The 21,046-nt window shown below is 34.3% G+C and carries 21 protein-coding genes; 12 read left to right on the forward strand and 9 right to left on the reverse strand.

Features of this window, described 5'->3' with window-relative positions; all coding sequences use genetic code 11:
• Window positions 1-170: 170 nt before the first annotated feature.
• The 5 genes from NMY3_RS04660 (at window position 171) to NMY3_RS04680 (ending at window position 4,657) form a co-directional block, all read left to right on the forward strand.
• Window positions 171-485, forward strand: a complete 315-nt coding sequence (locus tag NMY3_RS04660) for a hypothetical protein (RefSeq protein ID WP_196817761.1) — start codon at window positions 171-173, stop codon at window positions 483-485.
• A 485-nt stretch (window positions 486-970) separates the two neighbouring features.
• Window positions 971-1,546: an alpha/beta hydrolase gene (locus NMY3_RS04665; protein ID WP_196817762.1), complete on the forward strand. Its 576-nt coding sequence runs from the start codon at window positions 971-973 to the stop codon at window positions 1,544-1,546.
• 246 nt (window positions 1,547-1,792) lie between these two features.
• The gene (locus tag NMY3_RS04670; RefSeq protein WP_196817763.1) at window positions 1,793-2,524 is read left to right on the forward strand and encodes a hypothetical protein; all 732 of its coding nucleotides are present in this window, start codon (window positions 1,793-1,795) and stop codon (window positions 2,522-2,524) included.
• Window positions 2,525-3,149: 625 nt separating this feature from the next.
• Entirely contained in the window at window positions 3,150-3,353 is a 204-nt protein-coding gene (locus NMY3_RS04675) for a hypothetical protein (protein ID WP_196817764.1), read from the forward strand.
• Between the two features lie 662 nt (window positions 3,354-4,015).
• On the forward strand, window positions 4,016-4,657 hold the full coding sequence (locus NMY3_RS04680) for a TMEM175 family protein (RefSeq protein ID WP_196817765.1): 642 nt from the start codon (window positions 4,016-4,018) through the stop codon (window positions 4,655-4,657).
• A gap of 323 nt (window positions 4,658-4,980) precedes the next feature.
• Here the strand turns inward: NMY3_RS04680 and NMY3_RS04685 are convergent, their stop codons facing one another.
• Window positions 4,981-5,340, reverse strand: coding sequence for a hypothetical protein (locus NMY3_RS04685; protein ID WP_196817766.1), 360 nt, complete (start codon window positions 5,338-5,340; stop codon window positions 4,981-4,983).
• A gap of 186 nt (window positions 5,341-5,526) precedes the next feature.
• Here NMY3_RS04685 and NMY3_RS04690 point away from each other — a divergent pair, with 186 nt between their 5' ends.
• Window positions 5,527-5,736, forward strand: a complete 210-nt coding sequence (locus tag NMY3_RS04690) for a hypothetical protein (RefSeq protein WP_196817767.1) — start codon at window positions 5,527-5,529, stop codon at window positions 5,734-5,736.
• 488 nt (window positions 5,737-6,224) lie between these two features.
• Here NMY3_RS04690 and NMY3_RS04695 read toward each other — a convergent pair whose 3' ends face one another.
• The gene (locus NMY3_RS04695) at window positions 6,225-6,986 is read right to left on the reverse strand and encodes a DUF899 domain-containing protein (protein WP_196817768.1); all 762 of its coding nucleotides are present in this window, start codon (window positions 6,984-6,986) and stop codon (window positions 6,225-6,227) included.
• A 469-nt stretch (window positions 6,987-7,455) separates the two neighbouring features.
• Between NMY3_RS04695 and NMY3_RS04700 the strand changes: the two genes are divergently transcribed.
• Window positions 7,456-8,004, forward strand: a complete 549-nt coding sequence (locus NMY3_RS04700; RefSeq protein ID WP_196817769.1) for an OsmC family protein — start codon at window positions 7,456-7,458, stop codon at window positions 8,002-8,004.
• A gap of 345 nt (window positions 8,005-8,349) precedes the next feature.
• Here the strand turns inward: NMY3_RS04700 and NMY3_RS04705 are convergent, their stop codons facing one another.
• Window positions 8,350-9,462, reverse strand: a complete 1,113-nt coding sequence (locus tag NMY3_RS04705; protein ID WP_196817770.1) for a chloride channel protein — start codon at window positions 9,460-9,462, stop codon at window positions 8,350-8,352.
• Between the two features lie 677 nt (window positions 9,463-10,139).
• Between NMY3_RS04705 and NMY3_RS04710 the strand changes: the two genes are divergently transcribed.
• Window positions 10,140-10,409: a hypothetical protein gene (locus NMY3_RS04710; protein WP_196817771.1), complete on the forward strand. Its 270-nt coding sequence runs from the start codon at window positions 10,140-10,142 to the stop codon at window positions 10,407-10,409.
• A 524-nt stretch (window positions 10,410-10,933) separates the two neighbouring features.
• On the opposite strand, the gene NMY3_RS04715 is transcribed toward NMY3_RS04710, so the two are convergent.
• The 3 genes from NMY3_RS04715 to NMY3_RS04730 all read right to left on the reverse strand — a co-directional run bounded on the left by NMY3_RS04715 (window position 10,934) and on the right by NMY3_RS04730 (window position 13,814).
• Window positions 10,934-11,137: a hypothetical protein gene (locus tag NMY3_RS04715; protein WP_196817772.1), complete on the reverse strand. Its 204-nt coding sequence runs from the start codon at window positions 11,135-11,137 to the stop codon at window positions 10,934-10,936.
• Window positions 11,138-11,540: 403 nt separating this feature from the next.
• Window positions 11,541-11,867, reverse strand: coding sequence for a hypothetical protein (locus NMY3_RS04725; RefSeq protein ID WP_196817773.1), 327 nt, complete (start codon window positions 11,865-11,867; stop codon window positions 11,541-11,543).
• 834 nt (window positions 11,868-12,701) lie between these two features.
• Window positions 12,702-13,814, reverse strand: coding sequence for a class I SAM-dependent methyltransferase (locus tag NMY3_RS04730; RefSeq protein WP_196817774.1), 1,113 nt, complete (start codon window positions 13,812-13,814; stop codon window positions 12,702-12,704).
• A gap of 86 nt (window positions 13,815-13,900) precedes the next feature.
• Here NMY3_RS04730 and NMY3_RS04735 point away from each other — a divergent pair, with 86 nt between their 5' ends.
• Window positions 13,901-14,509, forward strand: coding sequence for a TetR/AcrR family transcriptional regulator (locus NMY3_RS04735; protein ID WP_196817775.1), 609 nt, complete (start codon window positions 13,901-13,903; stop codon window positions 14,507-14,509).
• A gap of 470 nt (window positions 14,510-14,979) precedes the next feature.
• Here NMY3_RS04735 and NMY3_RS04740 read toward each other — a convergent pair whose 3' ends face one another.
• Together NMY3_RS04740 and NMY3_RS04745 are read right to left on the reverse strand one after the other, a co-directional pair.
• Window positions 14,980-15,141, reverse strand: a complete 162-nt coding sequence (locus NMY3_RS04740) for a hypothetical protein (protein WP_196817776.1) — start codon at window positions 15,139-15,141, stop codon at window positions 14,980-14,982.
• 329 nt (window positions 15,142-15,470) lie between these two features.
• Entirely contained in the window at window positions 15,471-16,364 is an 894-nt protein-coding gene (locus tag NMY3_RS04745) for an IS5-like element ISThar1 family transposase (protein WP_196815659.1), read from the reverse strand.
• A gap of 490 nt (window positions 16,365-16,854) precedes the next feature.
• Between NMY3_RS04745 and NMY3_RS04750 the strand changes: the two genes are divergently transcribed.
• A complete protein-coding gene (locus NMY3_RS04750) occupies window positions 16,855-17,649 on the forward strand; it encodes a tetratricopeptide repeat protein (RefSeq protein ID WP_196817777.1) in 795 nt (264 codons plus the stop codon).
• 496 nt (window positions 17,650-18,145) lie between these two features.
• Window positions 18,146-18,691 (forward strand): dihydrofolate reductase family protein, encoded by a 546-nt coding sequence (locus tag NMY3_RS04755; protein ID WP_196817778.1) that lies wholly within the window; start codon window positions 18,146-18,148, stop codon window positions 18,689-18,691.
• A 175-nt stretch (window positions 18,692-18,866) separates the two neighbouring features.
• On the opposite strand, the gene NMY3_RS04760 is transcribed toward NMY3_RS04755, so the two are convergent.
• Window positions 18,867-19,256, reverse strand: a complete 390-nt coding sequence (locus tag NMY3_RS04760; protein ID WP_196817779.1) for a methionine-R-sulfoxide reductase — start codon at window positions 19,254-19,256, stop codon at window positions 18,867-18,869.
• 591 nt (window positions 19,257-19,847) lie between these two features.
• Here NMY3_RS04760 and NMY3_RS04765 point away from each other — a divergent pair.
• Window positions 19,848-20,954, forward strand: a complete 1,107-nt coding sequence (locus NMY3_RS04765; RefSeq protein ID WP_196817780.1) for a Rieske 2Fe-2S domain-containing protein — start codon at window positions 19,848-19,850, stop codon at window positions 20,952-20,954.
• Window positions 20,955-21,046: the final 92 nt, after the last annotated feature.

Consider the following 21,046-nt stretch of genomic DNA (forward strand, 5'->3'; position numbering starts at 1 on the left):
CGACCCACTTGGTTTCCGTTGCGTTTTTACTACTAGCAATTGGATTTGTTTGTGTTATCATTAGAACTTTTTTGTTAATCTTCTTAGAAGTTTATGTTTTAAATTGATTTGGCATTTTGTTAGAATTTGATTTCTTTTTATACATAGTCATTTAAAGTTAATAGTCGGATATGAACAACAAAGGAGAGAAAGAAGGATATGCTTGGTCTGAATGGTTAGATTTTAATCACTCTATTATCACTACAACTGCTAATCTTGACAAGCCAGGAGTCTTTAAGGTTCATGCAAGCATGAAAATTCTATACATTGGAGGTGGTATCAACATAAAACAATCATTGTTAGAATCGTTATCAGATCCTTGTATAAGCAAAGCAAAGAGATTTAGTTATTTGGTTACGGAAAACGCCGAGGATGTAAAGGATCAATTGCTAAAGGAATACCGTGAAAGTCATGGCGGAAGTTTGCCTACATGTATGGATAATTAGTCGAATCAATGAGTCCACCAAAAACTACTGTATTCAAATATAACTTGGTAGAAGTGAAAATTAGGTTGATAAATTTGTGATTACAACATCGTACACATTTTATTTCATGATCTGTCTTTATCTCTTCTCTTCTTAATGAATTAGCATCCTATCATTAACGATTGTCTTCAAGACTATATCAGTCCTTAAATGTAGATTCTGTCATTATCATGTCTGAATTTGAAAATTTATTGATGTATAAATCGAAATATTCAAATTATTTCTAATTAGATTATCCATAATCTTAGTACTAATTATACTTAAATATTTACGCAATAATAATAAAGCATTGTCAACGTATTCCATTGATAAATCACTTGTTTTAGTCCATGGATCTTGTCATGGAGGATGATGTTGGAATAAGATGATTCCTTTTCTAAAGATGTATGATCATGAAATCTATACTCCTACACTTACCGGTTTAGGCGAAAGAAGTCACATATTATATGAATCTCAATTTATCTACCCATATCAATGATATAGTTCAAGTATTTGAGTATCAAGATCTCTATGATGTGGTCTTGGTAGGTCACAGCTATGGAGGCATGGTGATTGGCGGCGTAGCAGAGAAAATACCTGATAGAATCAGATCAATGGTTTTTCTTGACGCATATATTCCACAAGATGGTAAGAGTGGATTTGATCTGATACCTGGTTTAAGAGATATTTATGAACAAAGAAGACTAAAAGAAGAAGGTAAAAATTGGCTTGTACTCTCCTATACACCTGAGGAATTTGGAGTTACTAATAATGATGATATTAATTGGATGAAAAGTCGTTTATGTCCAATGCCTTTCCATACTCATGACGAGCCTCTATCAATCAAAGAAATCAAACCCAAGAGGTTATCAAGAACTTACATCACATGTACCGATTTCGGAGATTCTATGTTTCATAGCATAAAATCGAAAGAATCAGATGGCTGGGATTATTTTGAGCTTCGACCAGGTCATGATTCAATGATTACGGCACCAGAAGAACTATCCGGATTATTGTTAAAGATCATAAACAATAATGATTAGTAGAGGTTTTTCTCATGTTGACAAAACATAAAACTCTAAAACCTAGGTAGGCTTTGCAATCGATATGATGCGAGTCCAATTTTGTAATGAAACCTTACCTTATCAAAATTCCTTTTGAGATGTAGAGCATCGAATCTAAGGATCCAAAATTTACTGGTATCAATAATTTATTGAGTGAATCTATTGAGGTTTATTATTAGGGAAAATCTTAATCTCGATCTTCAATGCTAAATTATTATCTGCACTATGAAAAGTCATCAGTCACTGATCGTCATAATTACCATAATTTCTTTTTCAATATCCATTCTTACATCATTTCTTCTTACCACTAATAACAAATTACAATCTAATACTATTTGTAACGTTGATTGCAATAATAATAATAATAATAATAGTGGTTTGCCCCTCCTAATCAATTCACATAATTTGAAAGTCCTAATCGGGAACACTGTAGATGCCAAATATGATACGAAGCTCATTACTCTTGATAAAACTACTCAAATGCCTGAAATCCATGGATTTTATGATATTGTTTCCACTCAGATCAGCAAGATGTATAACAATGATTTGATTTTCACTATCAATTTGGATGATGATCCAAATAAAAATAAAAAATATGAATCAACATATCTTTGGCTAATAAGCCAACTTGATCCATTAAATGACCACAATCAGGTCTTTACTATAATTATACCTAACTTTGGCAGCGAATCCAATTTTAGAATCAAAGGATGGTATTTGGCAATTTATGACAATATAAATAATAAGTATTCACTTCCTTTATCAAGGATAGACAAAATGACTGACAATAAAGTGGAGATAACAATCGATCCTAATTTCATAGGGGGTATCCTCGATTTCAATTACACAACCGCAGTTATGATCAGAGTAAATGATACATTTCTTGATAAACAACCAGATTATCTAATTGACTCATCTCCTGATGATAATACCTTTTGGTCGAAATGGTTTCTTTAAGAATGATGATTTCGTTCCCATTACTAAATGTCTTTAGGAAAATCAATAATGTGACTAATCCAATTGGGATTATTAGAGTAATTTTGCTTCGTGCAAGCATAAGGTCGTTATGGCTATAGAAACGAACCCCAGATGAATACTGTTTATTATGGACCATTTTATGTATCTAAATTTGGATGTGTTCCGAACGAACAATTTTTGACATATTATATGTATTACTATTATTATTTTGAAACCTATTTTTAGCTGCAGTCAATATATCATTAGCAATAGAACCCATAATTTATCAGAAATAATGACGTAAGAACAATCCTTCATTTTAGTATATAATAACCTTAGTGAATAACATATACTAATATTGTAGCAATGTATGGTTATTAGATGGCCGATAAAAGATACGTAAATAGATGTTATATCACAAGAACCAATGATTAGTAATATACATTCACAACAGACATTATATTTAATTACCAGATACAGCTCACCATTGTTCTTCATAACGTTTCTATCCATCTAATTCTTAAATCTGGGTTCTATCCAAACATACTATATAAGAAGTACATCAGAAAAATATAGTATCATTTTAGATAATAAATAAATGATATAAATTGTACAGTAAAATCGCATGAATAAAATCTACTTATTTGCAATCGCAAGTATTCTTGCAACAGCTTCTTTAATGGCGGGCACTTTTACATCAGCAGCAATAGCCCAAGGTCCAACTACACCAGATAGTGAATTGAGTTCTACGGCAGATCCAATGTCTTCAAACAATACCGCAACAGATGGAAATGTTACGGGTGCAGATAACTCAACAGCACCTATGTAGGTTAATATACTAACGTATAGCCACAAACATTTTTCAATACTCTTTTATTTTCTGTTTTGGATTTTCAAAATTTATTAAACAGTATTATTTGACCCCTCATTAATATAATAATTTTCAAAAGTACTGTCTTTCTAACGTTTGTATTGTGATTAAATTGATGTTATTACTACATCAATTTTGATTCCAAACATACTTTTGAGATATTCATTTCTTGTATTCCTAAAATAGAGAGGACATATTTAACGGATATATTAATAGTTGGTTGAATATACACTATTAGCAGTAGCTTTTAATAATATCGTATACCTACTTGGTTTAAAAAAGCCAATTTAATGAAGGGAAAATTTGGTCGGATCAGAGAAGCACTAATTGAATATAACTTTACTACTTATGATATACGTGTATAGTTAAACGCAAATTACATATCTGTTGTTGGAATTAATCCTTTATACAAATGCATATATTTCCGAGTTCAAACTACAGGCCATGCTATGTATGAGTGGACAAATTAGTATCAGATCTTACTTTCTAGTTATTATATTATAGCACTAATTTATTAATAAGTATGACATTACCTATTTATTCTCATGATTTTTTATTTTCATCCAGAATCTTACACTCGCTCATCATACTTTCCTAAATTAATAAATGATTGATTAAGAATGGGTTTAGAAAAAAAGGGTTTAATTTTTGGTAAGGGGCGACTTGAATCCCTTACTGACGGGGTATTTGCAATAATTATGACAATATTGGTATTTAACATAAGCGTGCCCGAGCTCATCTTATTTACAGAAGGGGATTTCGCTTCAGAAAGACTTTCTGCTAAATTTGCTGATTTATGGCCCGATTTCTTAGCTTACGTGATTAGCTTTTCAACCCTTGGTGCTTTTTGGGTTGCACATCATAGAATTTTCCGCTGGGTACTCTATGTAGACCGCCCTTTAATCTGGATCAACATCTCGTTTCTAATGATTATTGGATTAATACCCTTCTCAACTACATTACTTACACAGTACTTGGATAGTCAAAATTCGATCTTTGCGTTTTCGTTCAATGCAATTCTTGCAGGTTTACTAATATATGTGATATACTATTATGTCAAAAGGAATCCAGATTTGGTTGACAAGTCGATACAGGCTTTAATTGAGAAAAGCTCTAGTAGGCGCATAGTAGCTACGATATTAACGTACTCTGTAGCCATAATATTTTCATTCATATACTTACAAGCTAGTCTGTTTCTTTTATTGCTAGTTTTGATACCAGAGATTATACCCGACAAATATTTTGGAAGAAAGACTGAATAGATATTATTCATCAAAAATTTAATTCAAATTAGCAAATTAAGAAAACTACTTTACATACGAAACATGCTCAGATGTCGATATTACCACACTTAGAAAAGCTATACCCGATGCTTGTAATGTTCGCTATAGTTAAGGTAACCAAGTTTCAAAGTTTGCCAAGCTGAAAAATAAGGCTTTGTTGTATAGCTGATATATGTCTCATGATTACAAAATATTAAACTATAAGATGCCCAATGGACCTTAATACGAAATATACTTTAGGAGAGGTTCTACCGATAATTGAACCACCGAGTAACTTGTTGTAAAGTGCTTTCATTTGAACCTTAATCTGAATCTAAAATCCCATTATCAATATTTGGATTATTTGTAGAACCACCTCTATTTGGATTATCAGGCTGCTCTAAAGTTCCATCATCTTGTATGGGTGATGCTGGACCAGATGATGGTGGAGGATTTGGTGGTGTATCAAGCTGCAGTTCTTTATCATCGCATTTGGAATACCCTTCACCAACTTTATATGTGCAAGTTTGACAAAATACATTCCCATCGCTTTCTTTCCAACAACAGATTGTATTTTTAATTGGAGAGTCAGTGGCAAATATTTTGCATCTATTACTATTCATAAAGCCCGGGTCAGGTTTTGCTGCAAATACATATGGTGAACTAGAAGTTAGTCCAGTCATCAAAATAGCCACGATGACTACTAGATTACTCTAATACTGAATGTTAAATACTATACTATCCTAAAGTCATAAATGAGGAATTTAAAAATCAAATCAAAATTGTATAACGAACATTTTCATAAAATATCCATAAAATTGGTTTTAATAATTATTGTTTTGGGATTTTTAGGGATGTCGTCTTTTGATTTGACCCATAACAATATAACTGCACAGACTCTTCAAGGTAAATGTACTCCTGATATAGGAACAAATATTTCAAAGTCTAACTGTTTCTCAAACAGTCCTACAAATCCAGTATACAATGTTCCAAATACTGATAATGTTAGACCGCCATCTGAAAATACATCTGCCTACTCCAATAATTCAAACTCTAATACAAATACATCCACTAGATAATCTAATCCTAGCAGACTAGGACAGAGACGATTTCATCAATGACTAATGATTTTCTCTGATTTTCCATTTCTTTTTTTACTCTAAAACATAAGTCATCAGCTAATAATATTCATATTTTTTTGCAGAATCGTATTTGATTAAGGTTAATTCTCGAAGGTTTTAATAGACGTTATCCATCTTTCTGTGCATTCATTAATGTCGCAGGGAAATACAATCTAAAAGTTTGTTGTAGGGACTTCTGCCTTTAATGAAAAATAAACCTGCTAATTATCTAAAGAAGTATACAACATTAGTAACGTAACAAAAGATAAAGCATTTCTCGATTGTACTTGTGCCATGTTATTGTATGTGGAACTGTAGCTGCTGTCGCAATTCACGATGGCTTGATTCTGACCACAACTCTACTTCAACTTAGGTTTGTTACCATGTCTGTTATCGCACCTGCCTGATTATCGTTGCCAAAGTAATTCGTTTTTACATGTCGACCGTTAGTGAGAACCTGGAGTGTACTCATCGCGCCGGCGAAACCACAGATCAGTTTCGTTTCGCCCCTTCGGTGCACGGTCGAGCCATTGATACATTCCCCATAGTGCATCGAGGCCCCGCGAATAGGCAGAATAAGTGTGGTAGACTATGCCGTCAGAAAATGCAAAAGCGCTCATACCTGGTGCCTCACGAGTGTAAGTTAGAACGTCGGTGCCGCTCATGATCGCGAACTTATTTGCACCCGACTCCGAGTCTGGAATCGTTCTGAGCTCGCGATAGTTGTAGTCGACACTGCCAGAACCCTGCTGCTCCTCAGTGAAAGAAGTGTTGAAGTCGTAGTTGAAGTCGCTGTTCAGAGAAGACACCCAATTAAAAGTCCAACCCATACGGCGCTTGTAGGCCTGAAGGGCAGTGATAGGGGCACGCGAGACTGCGGTCATTGATACATCGTGGTGTTCGAGATGCACAGCGAAACCGTTGAAGCCGTCGGCGATGGCAGAGCATGCCGGGCAGCCGCCAGTATACTCGGGGCCGAACATGAAGTGATAAACGATAAGCTGCGAGTGTCCTCTGAAGAGATCGGCTAGAGACATGGTGCCATCGTCAGTCTCGAAACGATACTCTTTGTCGATTCGAACCCAAGGTAACTTCTGCCGCCACTGTGCCAGTTCATCGCTACGTCGGGTTAGTGCCTTCTCGGCCTTGAGCAGCTCCAGCCGGGCCTCAAGCCACTCTTCTCGTGTTCCGATCTTGTGATCAGTCATCGTTTCTCTCCTTCCTGCCACCAAAAAGGCAGTATTTCAAAAGATGTATCTCTAGTCAATGTATAGTCCTTTTCTTTTTGCATAAGTCATGAGAAAGAACAAATTATATAAGATGCATCGCTCTGTTGCACGATCCACTTTGATTCATTTGCGTCTGTCGTTGTAGTTTTCTTGGATATTCTGAATGAATTTAGTGTAGGTTGATGCATCGAACGCTTGTCCCTTGTATTTCATTGGTTTTGTGATGAATTGGTTTAATCGACATTTCAATAACAATTACAAATGTAATCGTATTATTCGTGTTTGTGAAAACTTTCGGTAATAGAATTCACTTAATTTTCTTTAGTTCAATTAAAATAGTGGTAGACTTACAACCGACCCACATAATTCTTAAAGATATGGCCAATTGTTTAATAGTTAGTTAAAGATAGATTTCATTAAATATTAATTGTAAGAATATAACAATACTATGTCAAATAAAGTTAATAACATTGACCTTGACAAGATACAAAAGACCATAGAAAGTGGACATAAGGACTCACAATTTTTAAAGAAACCAATCAAATTGGAAGGGGAATGGAATTTTGACATTCAAAAAGGATACCAGTTCAAAACAGAACTAGCATATGAGAAAGGCAAAGAAGTAATCGAAATAGATTCACCATCGTTTTTGGGAGGTAGTGGTAACAGATTAGGACCTATGGGGTATTGTGTGGTAGGAATAACCTCATGTTTTATTAACACATTCGTAAGTATTTTATCAAGTCATGGAATCAAACTCAATAAACTACGAATAAATGCAGAATGTAACGTTAATTTTGCCAAGACTTTTGATATTTCAGATGAACCTATTACAGAAGGAATAAATTTTGAAATTGATGTTGGTAAGAATGAGGGCGAAGGAGATAATTTTGCAGATGACCAAAAACTTCGGAAGTTGATTATTATGGCTGAAGAGAGGTGTCCTGCTATTTACAGTATGAGTCACATTATTAAGGTAAGCGCAAAATTGAAATAAATCAAAATCAAATTCAAAAAATACTATTTTGTCAATCATATTCAATGATGTTACTAAGATGGTTACTTGGTCTGGTGGACTTAGTAATAGTTGTATTAAGAGCTGACACGTCAGAACGAATTTTATGAAGACATTACAGTTGAAAACACCAATAGTACCACTAATTTTGCACAGATAAGCGAAACGATGGAAAATGACTGTGACGTCACCGTTGTTACTATTACAAGCTGTCTTTTTTCACTACGTTGGTAAAAATATTTATTGTATATTTTGACCTCTATATGATCTGACCACTTTGATTAGTCGCCAACAAAAACAAAATTACTTTGATGTTTGTTGCTTACCTCATTCGTTACTCGTAGGCCCTGAATGAGGTTTTGGAAGTAGAGGAGTGATCGCTTTTGATATCAAGAAACCGGTAACTGCTCCAATAACGATTACTGGCAAAAGATCAGTTTGTCCTCCCATGAACCCTAACAAAAGAGCTATCGTCAAGGGAAGCGGGAAAACTGCACACGCAACGGCTGCCATTCCAACGGTTACTCCTATGCCCTCTGGAATGAATGTAAGACCCTTAGAAATCGCAAGCCCTAAACATCCACCTATAAAGAGTAATGGGAATATAGGTCCGCCCTCAAATCCTGTGGAAAATGACGTGCTTGTTATGAGAGTTTTCACGAGCACCATAATAAGCAAAAGTCCTATTCCATAGGTTGCAGGGTTATGAATAATTTGCAATAGTTGATCTTGACCAGAGTACAGTGTCAACGGGAGAAAGGTTCCAATGAGCCCTATGACTATACCTCCTATGATCGCACAACTAACCGGTCTTTTGGCAAGTCGCGCAAAGACACGTTGAACGATACCGAACACTATCTTGAACATAATACCGACAAACCCAGCAATTATGCCCACAAGCAAAGCCCACCACATGTCAATAAGGCGGGGTGAAGCATAGTCAGGGAAGCTGTATATTCCAAGAAATGAATCCTGTAGTATTGCGGAATAGACAGCGTATCCAACAGCAGCGGCCAATAAGCCCGGAATCAAATGACGATTGAGATCCAGCTCTTTAATGAACATGTACTCAATGGCTCCAACAGCTCCAATCACGGGTGAACCAAAGAATCCGCCAAAAGCTCCAGCTATGGAACTATAAACAAGTACCTGGACATCATTCTTTTTGAGCTTGAGTCGCTCTGAGAGAAATGTTCCAAAACCTCCTGTCAGAAAAACTAGAGGACCTTCTGGACCAATCGGAGCCCCGCTCCATAGTGAGATGAATCCTTGAAGTATGATGCTAGGCACTTTGCGAGGATTGATCCGACCTGTTTGGGCATACTCGGTCTGGGCGATTCCTAATCCCCCATTATGACCAATAAATTTGATAACAAGGCCAATTAATGCCCCAGCAATGGTAAGTAAGACTAATGGCCATATGTTGATATTAAGTACCATGAGGCTTACTTGCTCAAAGAGCTTGACTCCTTGACTATAGAGGGTGATATAACCCACTGTAAGCAAAGCTGATAAGGCACCGAACAGTGCTGCATAGACCATTAATATGTAATAGTCGTTCTTAGAAGGGATGTCTGTTTCGGTTGTCATGGTAAGCTCCACGCTCCAGTGATTGCATTCATTGTGTTTAGAAACATCCGTGCCTCTTTCGTGTTTTCTCTATATGTTTTCATCTTTTCATCTAATGTCAAGACAAGTGCCTCTCTTTGCTTTCCGTCAAATTACCATCTATTTAAGTCTTATTTGATTTATTATTTTCTACAAATAGTTTGCACACAAAAAATTATGCAATATAAAAATCCATCAAGATCATGATAAGATCAAATCGTTCCTTTGACACTTGTTGATAGAGAATCCTTTAACTCATTTGAAAGGATACAATAAAAATAATGGGTTTGTGGTTTTCGATGTTTTTTTACTACTAAAAGAGCATTCGATTACTATTGATCTAAAATCTGTTATACTTCTAGATTCTCTTGATCTTGATAACTAAATTTCTCGAATTGTATTCCGCATTTATCGATCCGGTCCTATTTAGCTAGACACACATACAAATGAACATATTATTGGGGTATTCTTGAAGCTAAGGTTATAAGGTCGATATTTATACAGACTGTATGTCTATTTTAGGGAATGTAGGTGGTATCAATGATGATCTTAAAAGGACAGCGGTTGCAATCATGAGGAAATTGAATAGTGAACGTATTGTTAAAACTCCTTGGGTATCAACACAGTCATTGCAAGTAAGTACCAGGGCAGTTCATACATATTTCAATCAGGCAATCCTAATCTTGCAAAATAATAGGTTAATAGAAATGAATGATCAAAATGAATTTCAAATAACTCATCGTGGCATTGCTGATTTAGAGATAATGGAGAGGCAATAGGCTGTAATATAAAACATACATATTCAATCAAGTATCAATACAAATCGTTCTTTTCATATGAACTGTCAAACCATCATATTTTGAACTTCAATAAAATTACGCATCTGATATGATCTCTGATCCAAATTTCATTTACTGATTTTGGAGAATCCGCGTTCTATAAGAAAGGTGACTGGGACAGAAGGCGGTTTGGGTATATTGTAAACTTAGATAAAGTAATGATGTAATGATGTAATAATCATATTCGTCCTCAATGAGCTTTGAAAAGTGTTGTCAGATGTATGCTGCAAAAATAGTTAGTCCAAATTACTTAGAATTAGTTCAGATATCTTGAAATTACTATGGCTCTAGATTTAGTAATAGATATGATACGAGTCTAATTTTGATTCATCGTGCAAGTAAAATCTCTTAATCTTGATTTCTGTAAATTGTTATATTGTCAATATGCTCTCAGTAGCAAACATTTTCCTATTCCCTTATTTAAGAAAAACGCTTGATAAAGACAATATTTGAAGTAATCTTTATTATTTTTCAGTGTGAGTTATTCGATATATGCTCCCATCAAAGTAAGTTAGTTTATACAAATTACCGTCCAATCCAGTTTCAATATCTGTAATTCTTCCTTCAAATCCCTTTGCAAATATGACTTGTTCTAGTTCGTTTTTATCGTCTACTACTAAATCTTGTAGTCCTTTTCCACCGCGCTTATCAAGAACATTATGATTCAAATCGATTGCAGATCTGTTTGAATCTATTTTAAGGAAATACAAATTCCATTATTAATGTCTCCTACGAAAATATTATTTTCCAGGTCATCGCCTAACAAAGAAGATTCCAAAATTCAATATCTGTTACACCAACAGGCTGCCTCCAGCTAAGTTCCGGATCTGAATAGTGAGAACCATTAGACACAACAAGATCAGAAATTGAAGTGTTATTATTTCTTGAGATTGGTCCTATTATTTTGGACCATCCACTGTTAAAACCAGATTGGACAAGGTTAATTTCATCATAGTTGTCCTCGCCATTTTCAGTATCCTATAGTTTTCCAGTTAGAGGATCAATAGCCAAACCAAAACTATTCCTTATTCCGTATGCATATTTGTTTGATAAGGTAATTCCTAACAAGCCCTATTCTTTTTCATTTGAAATGTTATTTATAGTAAAAATAGGATCTTTTTGCAAAATGCCTTTGGATATCAGGCGAACATTACCTTGATTCTTCTCCGTTACCAATAAGGAATTATTATCTACAAATATCATGCTAGTGGGAAATGATAAACCTTTCACATAAAGATCCACTTTGATCCTATCTTTGTAATTTGGGCTAATTTCTATTTGTTTCTTGTTTTGTAGTGGATTTATATAACTTTCAATAAAGTGAGAATAATCGATATATTTGATTACAATGATTGTTATGACAATTAACGAAAATATACATATAATATGTCTCTTCATCCAGATACAATATTTAATTATGAACTATCTCCTGTATTTGTTTTACCTGTTTTCTGTTTTCCTTCCGTTCTAGAAACTCTCATTTCAAGATTGAGTCAATCAGCGATTTCTTCATATTTTTCTTTTATTGTTTGGTGTTCAATTCGGTTTGGTATCCAAATTCCATAAAAAAGACCGAATAGTTCTGTTTCCCTTGTATGATTCATACTTGAAGATTGCAGATAAATTTTGTCCCATCCCAAATCTCGGTTTCTGTACCTGGGTAATAGAGAGGTCACCATTATCATCAACTACGCCAATAGAAGACATAATAGATTAGGAAAATAACATTAACAAACTTGTTCAGGAAGTACAGGAGTAATATCATCGGATAATCATCGTCCTCCGATGGTATTTCATACCTGAATGAATCGGTATTCAATGGTCAATCGACAAATCAAAACAGTAATGTTGTTTCCCGATTTATCTTTTTTATTTGAGAAAGGGAGAATGTTGTCTGTGCTAATATTTTTTGGTTCATATGAACTACTGCCAGTCTCCTTATATTTGGATTGGTAGGTTTTAAAATTGTACACTATTTATCAATAAAGGGTTACTAAAAAGGGGGACTACATGGTAGATTTTGTAATTATTATGTTATGAGTCTAGATTTTTCCATTGAACCTTTATTATGATATTTGATACCTGCGACCGAACTGGTAGACTTAACGATGATGAAGATCCTTAAACAGTTATCGATATTGACCTAACTCAAATTGAATCGTAATAAAATGAAGCTTTGATAGTTTCCTTTATTGTGACCTTGTAACTTTACTTATAACCATTCCATGAACTCTAGGTTTGGGAGGGTTTAGCTTCATATACCATATTGACCTGAGTTTGTGTTGTTAACCGGAATCTCTTGAATCCAGCTTTCTTCATAATCTCTGCAATTTTAGATTGTCCAGCTTGGGCTCCCAATGCAGGCCCATTGCAAGCCATGGAACTTAAAACACATGCCGAGGCTGAAGCCGCAAACATGATCCTTCCTAACGGGGTTAGATTGTCCTCCAAATTATCATTAGAAAAGGGTTCGACTAGCATAATGGTTCCATCCTCTTTTAGAGATTTCAAAGCATGATGTGCAGCCCCTACTGGATCATCCATATCATGAAGTGCATCATAGATTGTAATAAGGTCGTATTTGGTATCTGGAATCAGTAGAGGATAGTTCTTTGCTGATTGGATTTCAAAGGTAATTCGGTCCTCTCTTAATCCCTCCTCTTGAGCGAGTTTCCTTGCCCTGTTTATTGAAGGTCCATGATTATCAAATCCAACAAACTTTGAATTAGGATATGCCTTGGCCATAATTATGGTGGATAATCCGTGTCCACATCCCACATCTGCGACTACTACACCCTTTTTTAGATTTTCTTCTACCTTGCCATCATCCAAAGAAGGTATCCATGAGGTGATGATATTTGCACGGTAATTCGGTCCAAAGAATCTTTCTGTACCTTCAAAAAGATCATGACTATGATCTCCCCATGAAAGTCCTTTTCCAGTTTTAAACGCTTCAGATATTTTTTCCACATCCTTAAAATAAGATGAAGCTGCCTGAAATCCTCCAAGTAAGTAAATTGGACTATTTATGTTAGCTAATACCATTGCATGTTCATCTGGAAAACTGTACCTTTTCGTTTCTTTGTCATAGACTATATAACCACCTGCTGCCTGATTTGCAAGCCATTCACGTATACATCTTTCAGATGTTCCTGTTATTCTTGACAATTCATACGAGTCCAAGGGTTTGTCCGCATTAGCCAAAGCCTCGTACAATCCCAGTCTATCTCCAACATTTACCATAACTGAGCTTAATGTGGCGGCTAGATCTCCCATTACTCTTTCTGCAAACTCGTAAAGTTTTGATTCATTTATTTTGTTTTGTTCTTGATTTTGATTGAACATACAATCAATTTAAACTGCTCTATTAATATACTTTTTGATTGATCGTTCAAACAAATAATATATAGGATCGAGATAGTTATATGATGATGTCAAGGTCTAAAGCAAAGGAAGAAAAATCCCAGTTAATCATAAATACAGCTTTAAAAGTCTTTTCAGAAAAAGGATACGATAATGCAACCATCGGTGATATAGCAAAATCTGCAAAAGTAAGCATGGGGTTACCACTATATTATTTTACTAATAAAGAAGAGCTGGCATGTCAAGCATTGGAGTTCAGTTCAAAGCAAATTACCCACTCTATTCTCAAAGACATATCAGGAAACTCCCCAGAGGAAATTGCTGCAAGTTTCATTAACTCTTTCAGAAAAAATATTAAAATCTACCCCGATTTTTATCCTTTTTATTTTGAAATGTGGTCCGCAAGTAGGAGAAACAAAAAGATTAAGAAGGTGTTTAGAACCGCATTAGATAATACCATTAATGCCACTAAAATAGTATTGATTAACGCTCAAGAAAAGGGTCTTTTGTCTATTGGTCTAGAAAACATAGAGAGTATTGCAATTTCTCTGGTTTCCAAGGCTGATGGATTGGGACTACTTCTTGAACAATATCCGCAACTTATCGAAAATGAAAATCTTTGGAAAAGCGACAAGAAAATGTGGATGTCTGTCCTAGAAAATCAGATCGAAGATTAGAAATTTCCGCCATGTCTATGGCAACAGAGAAGGGAAAAGAAGTCATAGGTTATTGCAAAAAGGATTCGATATACAATGACATGTTACTCTATATTGTCATATTAATCCAATCACAAACTCGCCCGGTGGGCTTGAGGTCGATATCCGTCCTCACTGTTGAATTCTGACTACTTATTGGTGTTTTTTGATGCAATGTTTTGTGTATTATATATTAAAGACAAACCCTGCAGCAAAAGGAGTACAATAATTAACTGTCAAAAACTTCAAATCCTATAATATAGGAGCGGTATTTCTTAATGAATATTTGATACCACACAATTTAGTAAATCACCAACTTGTTTATCAACAAAAAGTATCGATGACCCGGATAAATTGGATTAGGCAATCAGTCAGTAGATAAATAAAATTCTTTGAATATGTGATTCGCTTAATATTTCTCAAAATCTTTCAAAAAAATAAAGAATAGATTATTATGGACCGCAACATATGAAAAGATACATTCCGCTTTGAAAGGATTCTTCAGCAGAATCATATGCTTGTCTGTTTATCTCTTTGCACGCCCGCAGATAATCTGACCAAATAGCGAAGAGTGTCAGAATATGTGAGGCAGGACTGCTGTATTCTTTGCTCATATATAGAATTACGATAAAAAATATATTGAATTTGCTACCTGACTGCAATACTCTAATATTCTAATAGTTTTGGAATTAACAACGCAAGTTATTATAGAAATCATGAAAATTGTGCAGATCATTATAATTATTATAAAATCTTGTTAACAATTTTATAATATTATTGCAAGAATGTAGGATTTCCCTATGTTGATCTTCTGTTGATAGGTTTCATTGTACTTGATATAACAAAGCAATTAGTCTTACTCATTTTGCTGTGGTATTAAATTAGTCTTGTAATGCTTTGTTGCATAATTCCTTATTCTCCGGTTATCATCATGATCATCATGTTATATTCTTCTAAAAATGTTATACAATGATACTTTTATCATGATCTCCTTTACCATGTTTTGAAACCTGTTTGCTGATGTGTATTCACCAAACATTCTCTTTATAGCTGAGAACACAGTTTCAGATATCCATCTCTGTCCGTATTTTCTTTTTGTCTTCCATTTCAACAGATCCTTTGCTTGTAACTTTACTTCGTTGTTCCTTAACCTATTGTTTTTAGGAGAAACAATAGAGTTCCTTCTTACCTTTATACCTGGATTGATCTTTTTGTCCTCAAGATACACAAAGTTTGGATTTGAATCATAGGCTCCATCAGCTAGTACCGATTTTATCTTTACAGTGTTTGGTTCTCTCGAATCCAAAACATGATTGACTAGTTTCTTTAGCATTTTCCCATCATGTACCTTCTCATCTGTCACTTCCAAAGCAATGATTTTCCTGGTCTTTATGTCTACAGCAACGTGGATCTTGAGATATCCTTTTCTATTTTGTGTATTCCATTTCTCATCCATCCACTGACCTCTGTTAGTAATCTTGATACCTGTACTGTCTATTGATATTATTAGGTCATCATCGTCATCCATCTTGTCTCTTTTAATATCGATGTTTAGCTTGTTGATTCGTTTACAGATGTGACCATAACTTGGTGGATTAGCAGGTAACCTTTTTCCTGTGGCCTTAATTATACCTTGGGTTTGTCTGTATGGTAGGTGAAATAAATAGCGAATGTAACCAATGGCCAAGATGAAAGAATCTGGAAATACAAATGGTTTACCCTTTTTGTTTATATTCATATTCTCTATCTCTGAACCCCAACCATCAAGGAAATCATACGAGAAGAGGATCTCACCGCGTTGAACTAATGAGCGATTGTAAGAGGGCCAGTCTATCACAAATAATCAATCTGTTCATTCCAGCTAAATATGTTGAGTTAGGCGACAAAGCAGTCTTGTAATAAAATTTTTTGGCCAGATTAGGAGACTATAAAGGACAGCTAACAAAAGAAAAGGATGTTCTACTATCGCAACTCAAAGAACAATTAAAGCATTTTAAATCACGATGATTACGAGGATGTTGTCCCTTCATCATTTAATGGGGATTGTAACTAGTGTTGATTAATTCAAATGGTACCGTTTTGGGCGGTATAACAAATTCTTATCCATTTGATCCAAAATAGCCGTAGAAAGAAGAAAAAGAAACGAATCCAAATCCATTTAGTGGATTGTTTAATAAAACCAGTTTTATTGGGTCGTATACAATATTATTATTGACAAAGAGATGATTATTAGCAATTGTTATAAGTTACCCTTTTAATCAGATAATGTGATTAATAGACAACCAATTACCTATTTCTCATTTTCATTGTTTGCTATTCTATTTTGTATGGTAATTATATTTTCTATACCCTTGAAAAGCTTGGGCTTGTCAACAGAAGCCTCAAATTCTAATTCCACATCTAGTGATTCTACGGTTTTGACTACCAAGGGAGTTGAGCTTAATAAAGTAGGTAATTACAATGAATCTATTGTCTACTTTGACAAGGCGCTGGCAATAGATCCAAAGAATGCTTTTGCGCTAAATGAGAAAGGCAATGCTTATGGAGGCTTAGGAAATTACAAACAGGCTATTGCCTCTTACGACAAGGCTCTAGCTTTGGATCCAAAGAATGCTACTGTATTAGATAACAAAGGTGTAGTTTTTTATCATTTAGGGAATTATACTGAGGCTATTACTTACTACGATCAGGCATTATCTATAGACCCAACTGTTGTTTTTGCATCATATGACAAAGGAAATGCTCTTGAGGCTCTAGAAAATTATTCAGGTGCGATAACATATTTTGACAAGGCATTAACCTTAGATCCAAAGCACGTTCTTGCAATGATTGGCAAAGGTTACGCACTTGACAAACTAGGAAATCATACCCAAGCCGTTTTCTATTATGATAAGGCTAAGGCTACAGATCCAAGATATATTCCTGACTTAACTAACAAAGCTAATTTCCTTGATAAGATTGGAAATTATAATCTAGCGATTATTTACTATGACAAAGCTTTGGCTATAAATCCTGAAAATACAGACGCTATAAAAGGTAAAGAAAATGTGCTTTCCCATATTGGAAATCAGACTTTGTCTCAAAGCTCAAATAATACCAATATTGTAGATAATACCAAATAGAATGATATAAACAATCCTTTTATTTCCGGTGTTGTCTATTCGATAACATTTCTGCCAAAGCTATTATTTTTGTAGATTCGCAATCATTTGTCCTTTAGATAGATGTAACTAACCATTTGATATATGTTGTACGTGACCATTTATAAAAAAAATAAAACAGAATATAGAAAAACATTATCCAACACATTATCTCCTATCAAGAAAATTTATCTGATGAGAAATAATCATCGAATTAAGGAATATTCAAGGATATATAAGGTTATGATTTGGAACGATCATAAGATGGATCCGATAGTCATCAAGACGATATAGTCTTTTAGAATGGGCTTTAACCTGTTTAAAAATCTAAAAATCCAAAAATCCCAAGATCAAGTTTCAAACAGGGTAAGACTGATCTTTGAGTATCAATAATAAAAATATGAATAAGGAATAGCTCAACAATTCTAGTTCAACTGAATTTGAATACATTTATTTTAATGATTTTACAAAAGTATCAATGGTAAAAGTTTCTGTATTTATTGGTACTAGTCTAGATGGATTCATTGCAAGAGAGAATGGAGATATAGACTGGTTAGATGATGCTAACAAACAAGTAACTCCTGGTGAGGATTTTGGATTCAAAAGTTTCTTAGAGTCTGTGGATCAAATAATTATGGGAAGGAAAACTTTTGATCAGGTTATGAACTTTGACAACTGGCCTTACAATAATACCAAAATGATTGTATTGACCTCAAAGAATATTGAAATCCCTGAGAAATTAAGGGAAACTGTAACAACATCCAATACATCATCCCCTGAACAATTAATTAAGGAACTATCTGATCAGTCTATTAATCATATATATATAGATGGAGGAATAGTAATTCAAGATTTTTTATCAGCAAGATTGGTTGACGAAATTACTGTTACTATAGTACCAATACTTATAGGAAAAGGAAAATCATTTACTGGGTTATTACTAAAAGATTCATCTTTGAAACATTTAAAAACGACAGTATATAATTTTGGTTTTGTTCAAATCAAGTACAAGATTAACAAGTGAGAAAAATTGAACAGGTTTTATAGAATATCGCTAAAATATATCTATAGTATGTGATTATGAGGAGTTTTCACTATTCTTTATGTATAGTCAGAAGGAACAGATTTTGTACCTTGGATTCTTTTAAGATCTATATTGCATTGATACAACCGATGACTCTTGTAGGATTTCAACATTGTTATTTATGAACTACTTTTGGCAACTCTCTTCCCTTTGGAATAAAGTGTATGGATAATGAATTGACACATTCCCGTGTATTTTTATCTGTCAAATGTTCTCCCAGAAATTCATGTCCTAGATGCGCACCACAATTATGACATTCTATTTCTGTTCTTATTCCATCAGGATCAGGTATACGTTTTATCGCATTTTGGAAGCTTTCATCAAAGCTTGGCCATCCGCATCCTGCATCAAACTTGCTTTTGGATGAAAAGAGGGGGTTATTGCATCTTCGACAGATAAACGTACCATCTTCATAAAAATTGTCATACTTACCAATGAAGGGGGCTTCGGTAGCTTTATCTACAATAATCCTCTTTTCCTCTGGTGTTAGCTCATTATAACTCATACTTTATAGCTTTCTCACCCGAGAATTTAAGGACTTGTATATTTCGTTATATCTTCTCTTTGTAAGAGTAGCGATTCAAAATTGTTTTGGTATTGGATTCTTTGAAATCTTTAATCTAAAACTGATTCTATTTATTGATCCCTCATACCTCTAGCATCTACATCTGGTATATGTTAGAGACTGCAAATACATCTATTATATTCTTACAAGATAGGTAATTTTGAAAATATTCGAGATCCTCTAAGAGATAAGATAATGTTGATGACGCCCAAATCAGTATCTGCATATTAAGAATATTTATCAAAACCTCTTACAAGCCATTTTGTTATTTCTCAGAAGCGTAAATACTTTATGGATATCTACAGAAGTTCTATAATAGATAATTACAGGAAAATGCAGATCCTATAAACCGTAACATCTATACAATTAGGTCCTTTTTTTAATTTACTGTTATAACTTACTATATAAGTGTATAAAGTACCAAAATTCGGCAAGAATAATATTAAAATGTATAATAATATTGAATTCAACTGGGGTTATTGAAATAGGAACCCATATACAAATTGTAATGCATTATAAAACTGATCGAGAATGGGGGAAGGTTTCGTTAGGGTTGCTGACACTAAGGACATAGCGCCATCACAAATGAAAGAAGTTCAAGTTGACGGTGAAAGTATATGTATTGTTAATATTAATGGAAATTACTACGCCATTGGTAGTATTTGTACCCATGAAGGGGGCCCTATAGCAGATGGTACTATCAATGGATTTGAAGTTGAATGTCCTTGGCATAATTCCAAATTTGATGTAAGGACGGGAGAAGTAACAAGTCCACCAGCAAATGAACCAGAACCTGTCTATGAAGTAAAAATAGAAGGTAATAGCGTATTTATTAAGTTACAAGGTAAAAGTACCTTATCTCCTCAATCTGAGCTAAAATTATTAGAAAAAATCAAAGTGGAGGGAACCGATGTAATGTCTTTTAAGTTTAGTAAACAGGATAATCAAAAAAAAGAGGACAACACACCATTATTGTCCGACTATACTGCAGGTCAATTTGCCTTTTTTGAAATAAGCGATGTCAAAAATGATCCCAAAGGTCCCATAAGGCATTTTACCATTTCATCCTCTCCAACGGAGAACTTTATAATGTTCACAACAAGGATAAGGGGTTCTCCATACAAAAAGAGGCTTTCTACATTAGAGGATGGGACCAAAGTCAAGGTTAGAGGTCCTGAGGGACAATTTGTGTTACATGATGATTATTCAAAACAGGCTGTGTTTCTTTCCGGAGGAATAGGTGTTACTCCATTTAGAAGTATGATAAAGTATGCTACTGATAAACAACTGCCACTAAAAATAGTGATGTTTGATTCAAATAGGGATCCGGATGGAATCCTTTTTAAAAAAGAGTTTGATGATTGGACTAACTTAAACCAGAATTTGAAGATCATTTATACTGTTAGTGAAGACAAACATGATGAGAATCAATCAATTGTTAGAAATGGTTGGAAAGGGGAGTACGGAAGAATAAATAAAGCAATGATTTTAAAATATCTCGACAATACTATGATAAATAATTCAATATTTTATATTTGCGGTCCTCCAAGCATGTTGAAAGCTATGCAATCATTGTTGCAGGAAGAATTAGATATTTCAAAAGAAAAAATCAAATTAGAAGAGTTTACGGGCTATTGACATCGTAATGATCAGAAAAATATCATAATCTGTTGGAGTAGAGAAATTCAAAGATGATTTAATAGTAACGAAAGGGCTCAATTCATATAGTT

Source organism: Candidatus Nitrosocosmicus oleophilus (genome assembly GCF_000802205.1).
Classification (GTDB): domain Archaea; phylum Thermoproteota; class Nitrososphaeria; order Nitrososphaerales; family Nitrososphaeraceae; genus Nitrosocosmicus; species Nitrosocosmicus oleophilus.

Coding starts and splice junctions, on each gene's coding strand:
- NMY3_RS04660 (WP_196817761.1), top strand. CDS start 171: ATGAACAACAAAGGAGAGAAAGAAGGATATGCTTGGTCTGAATGGTTA.
- NMY3_RS04665 (WP_196817762.1), top strand. CDS start 971: ATGAATCTCAATTTATCTACCCATATCAATGATATAGTTCAAGTATTT.
- NMY3_RS04670 (WP_196817763.1), top strand. CDS start 1,793: ATGAAAAGTCATCAGTCACTGATCGTCATAATTACCATAATTTCTTTT.
- NMY3_RS04675 (WP_196817764.1), top strand. CDS start 3,150: ATGAATAAAATCTACTTATTTGCAATCGCAAGTATTCTTGCAACAGCT.
- NMY3_RS04680 (WP_196817765.1), top strand. CDS start 4,016: ATGGGTTTAGAAAAAAAGGGTTTAATTTTTGGTAAGGGGCGACTTGAA.
- NMY3_RS04685 (WP_196817766.1), bottom strand. CDS start 5,340: ATGACTGGACTAACTTCTAGTTCACCATATGTATTTGCAGCAAAACCT.
- NMY3_RS04695 (WP_196817768.1), bottom strand. CDS start 6,986: ATGACTGATCACAAGATCGGAACACGAGAAGAGTGGCTTGAGGCCCGG.
- NMY3_RS04700 (WP_196817769.1), top strand. CDS start 7,456: ATGTCAAATAAAGTTAATAACATTGACCTTGACAAGATACAAAAGACC.
- NMY3_RS04705 (WP_196817770.1), bottom strand. CDS start 9,462: ATGGTACTTAATATCAACATATGGCCATTAGTCTTACTTACCATTGCT.
- NMY3_RS04710 (WP_196817771.1), top strand. CDS start 10,140: ATGTCTATTTTAGGGAATGTAGGTGGTATCAATGATGATCTTAAAAGG.
- NMY3_RS04725 (WP_196817773.1), bottom strand. CDS start 11,867: ATGAAGAGACATATTATATGTATATTTTCGTTAATTGTCATAACAATC.
- NMY3_RS04730 (WP_196817774.1), bottom strand. CDS start 13,814: ATGTTCAATCAAAATCAAGAACAAAACAAAATAAATGAATCAAAACTT.
- NMY3_RS04735 (WP_196817775.1), top strand. CDS start 13,901: ATGTCAAGGTCTAAAGCAAAGGAAGAAAAATCCCAGTTAATCATAAAT.
- NMY3_RS04740 (WP_196817776.1), bottom strand. CDS start 15,141: ATGAGCAAAGAATACAGCAGTCCTGCCTCACATATTCTGACACTCTTC.
- NMY3_RS04750 (WP_196817777.1), top strand. CDS start 16,855: ATGGTAATTATATTTTCTATACCCTTGAAAAGCTTGGGCTTGTCAACA.
- NMY3_RS04755 (WP_196817778.1), top strand. CDS start 18,146: ATGGTAAAAGTTTCTGTATTTATTGGTACTAGTCTAGATGGATTCATT.
- NMY3_RS04760 (WP_196817779.1), bottom strand. CDS start 19,256: ATGAGTTATAATGAGCTAACACCAGAGGAAAAGAGGATTATTGTAGAT.
- NMY3_RS04765 (WP_196817780.1), top strand. CDS start 19,848: ATGGGGGAAGGTTTCGTTAGGGTTGCTGACACTAAGGACATAGCGCCA.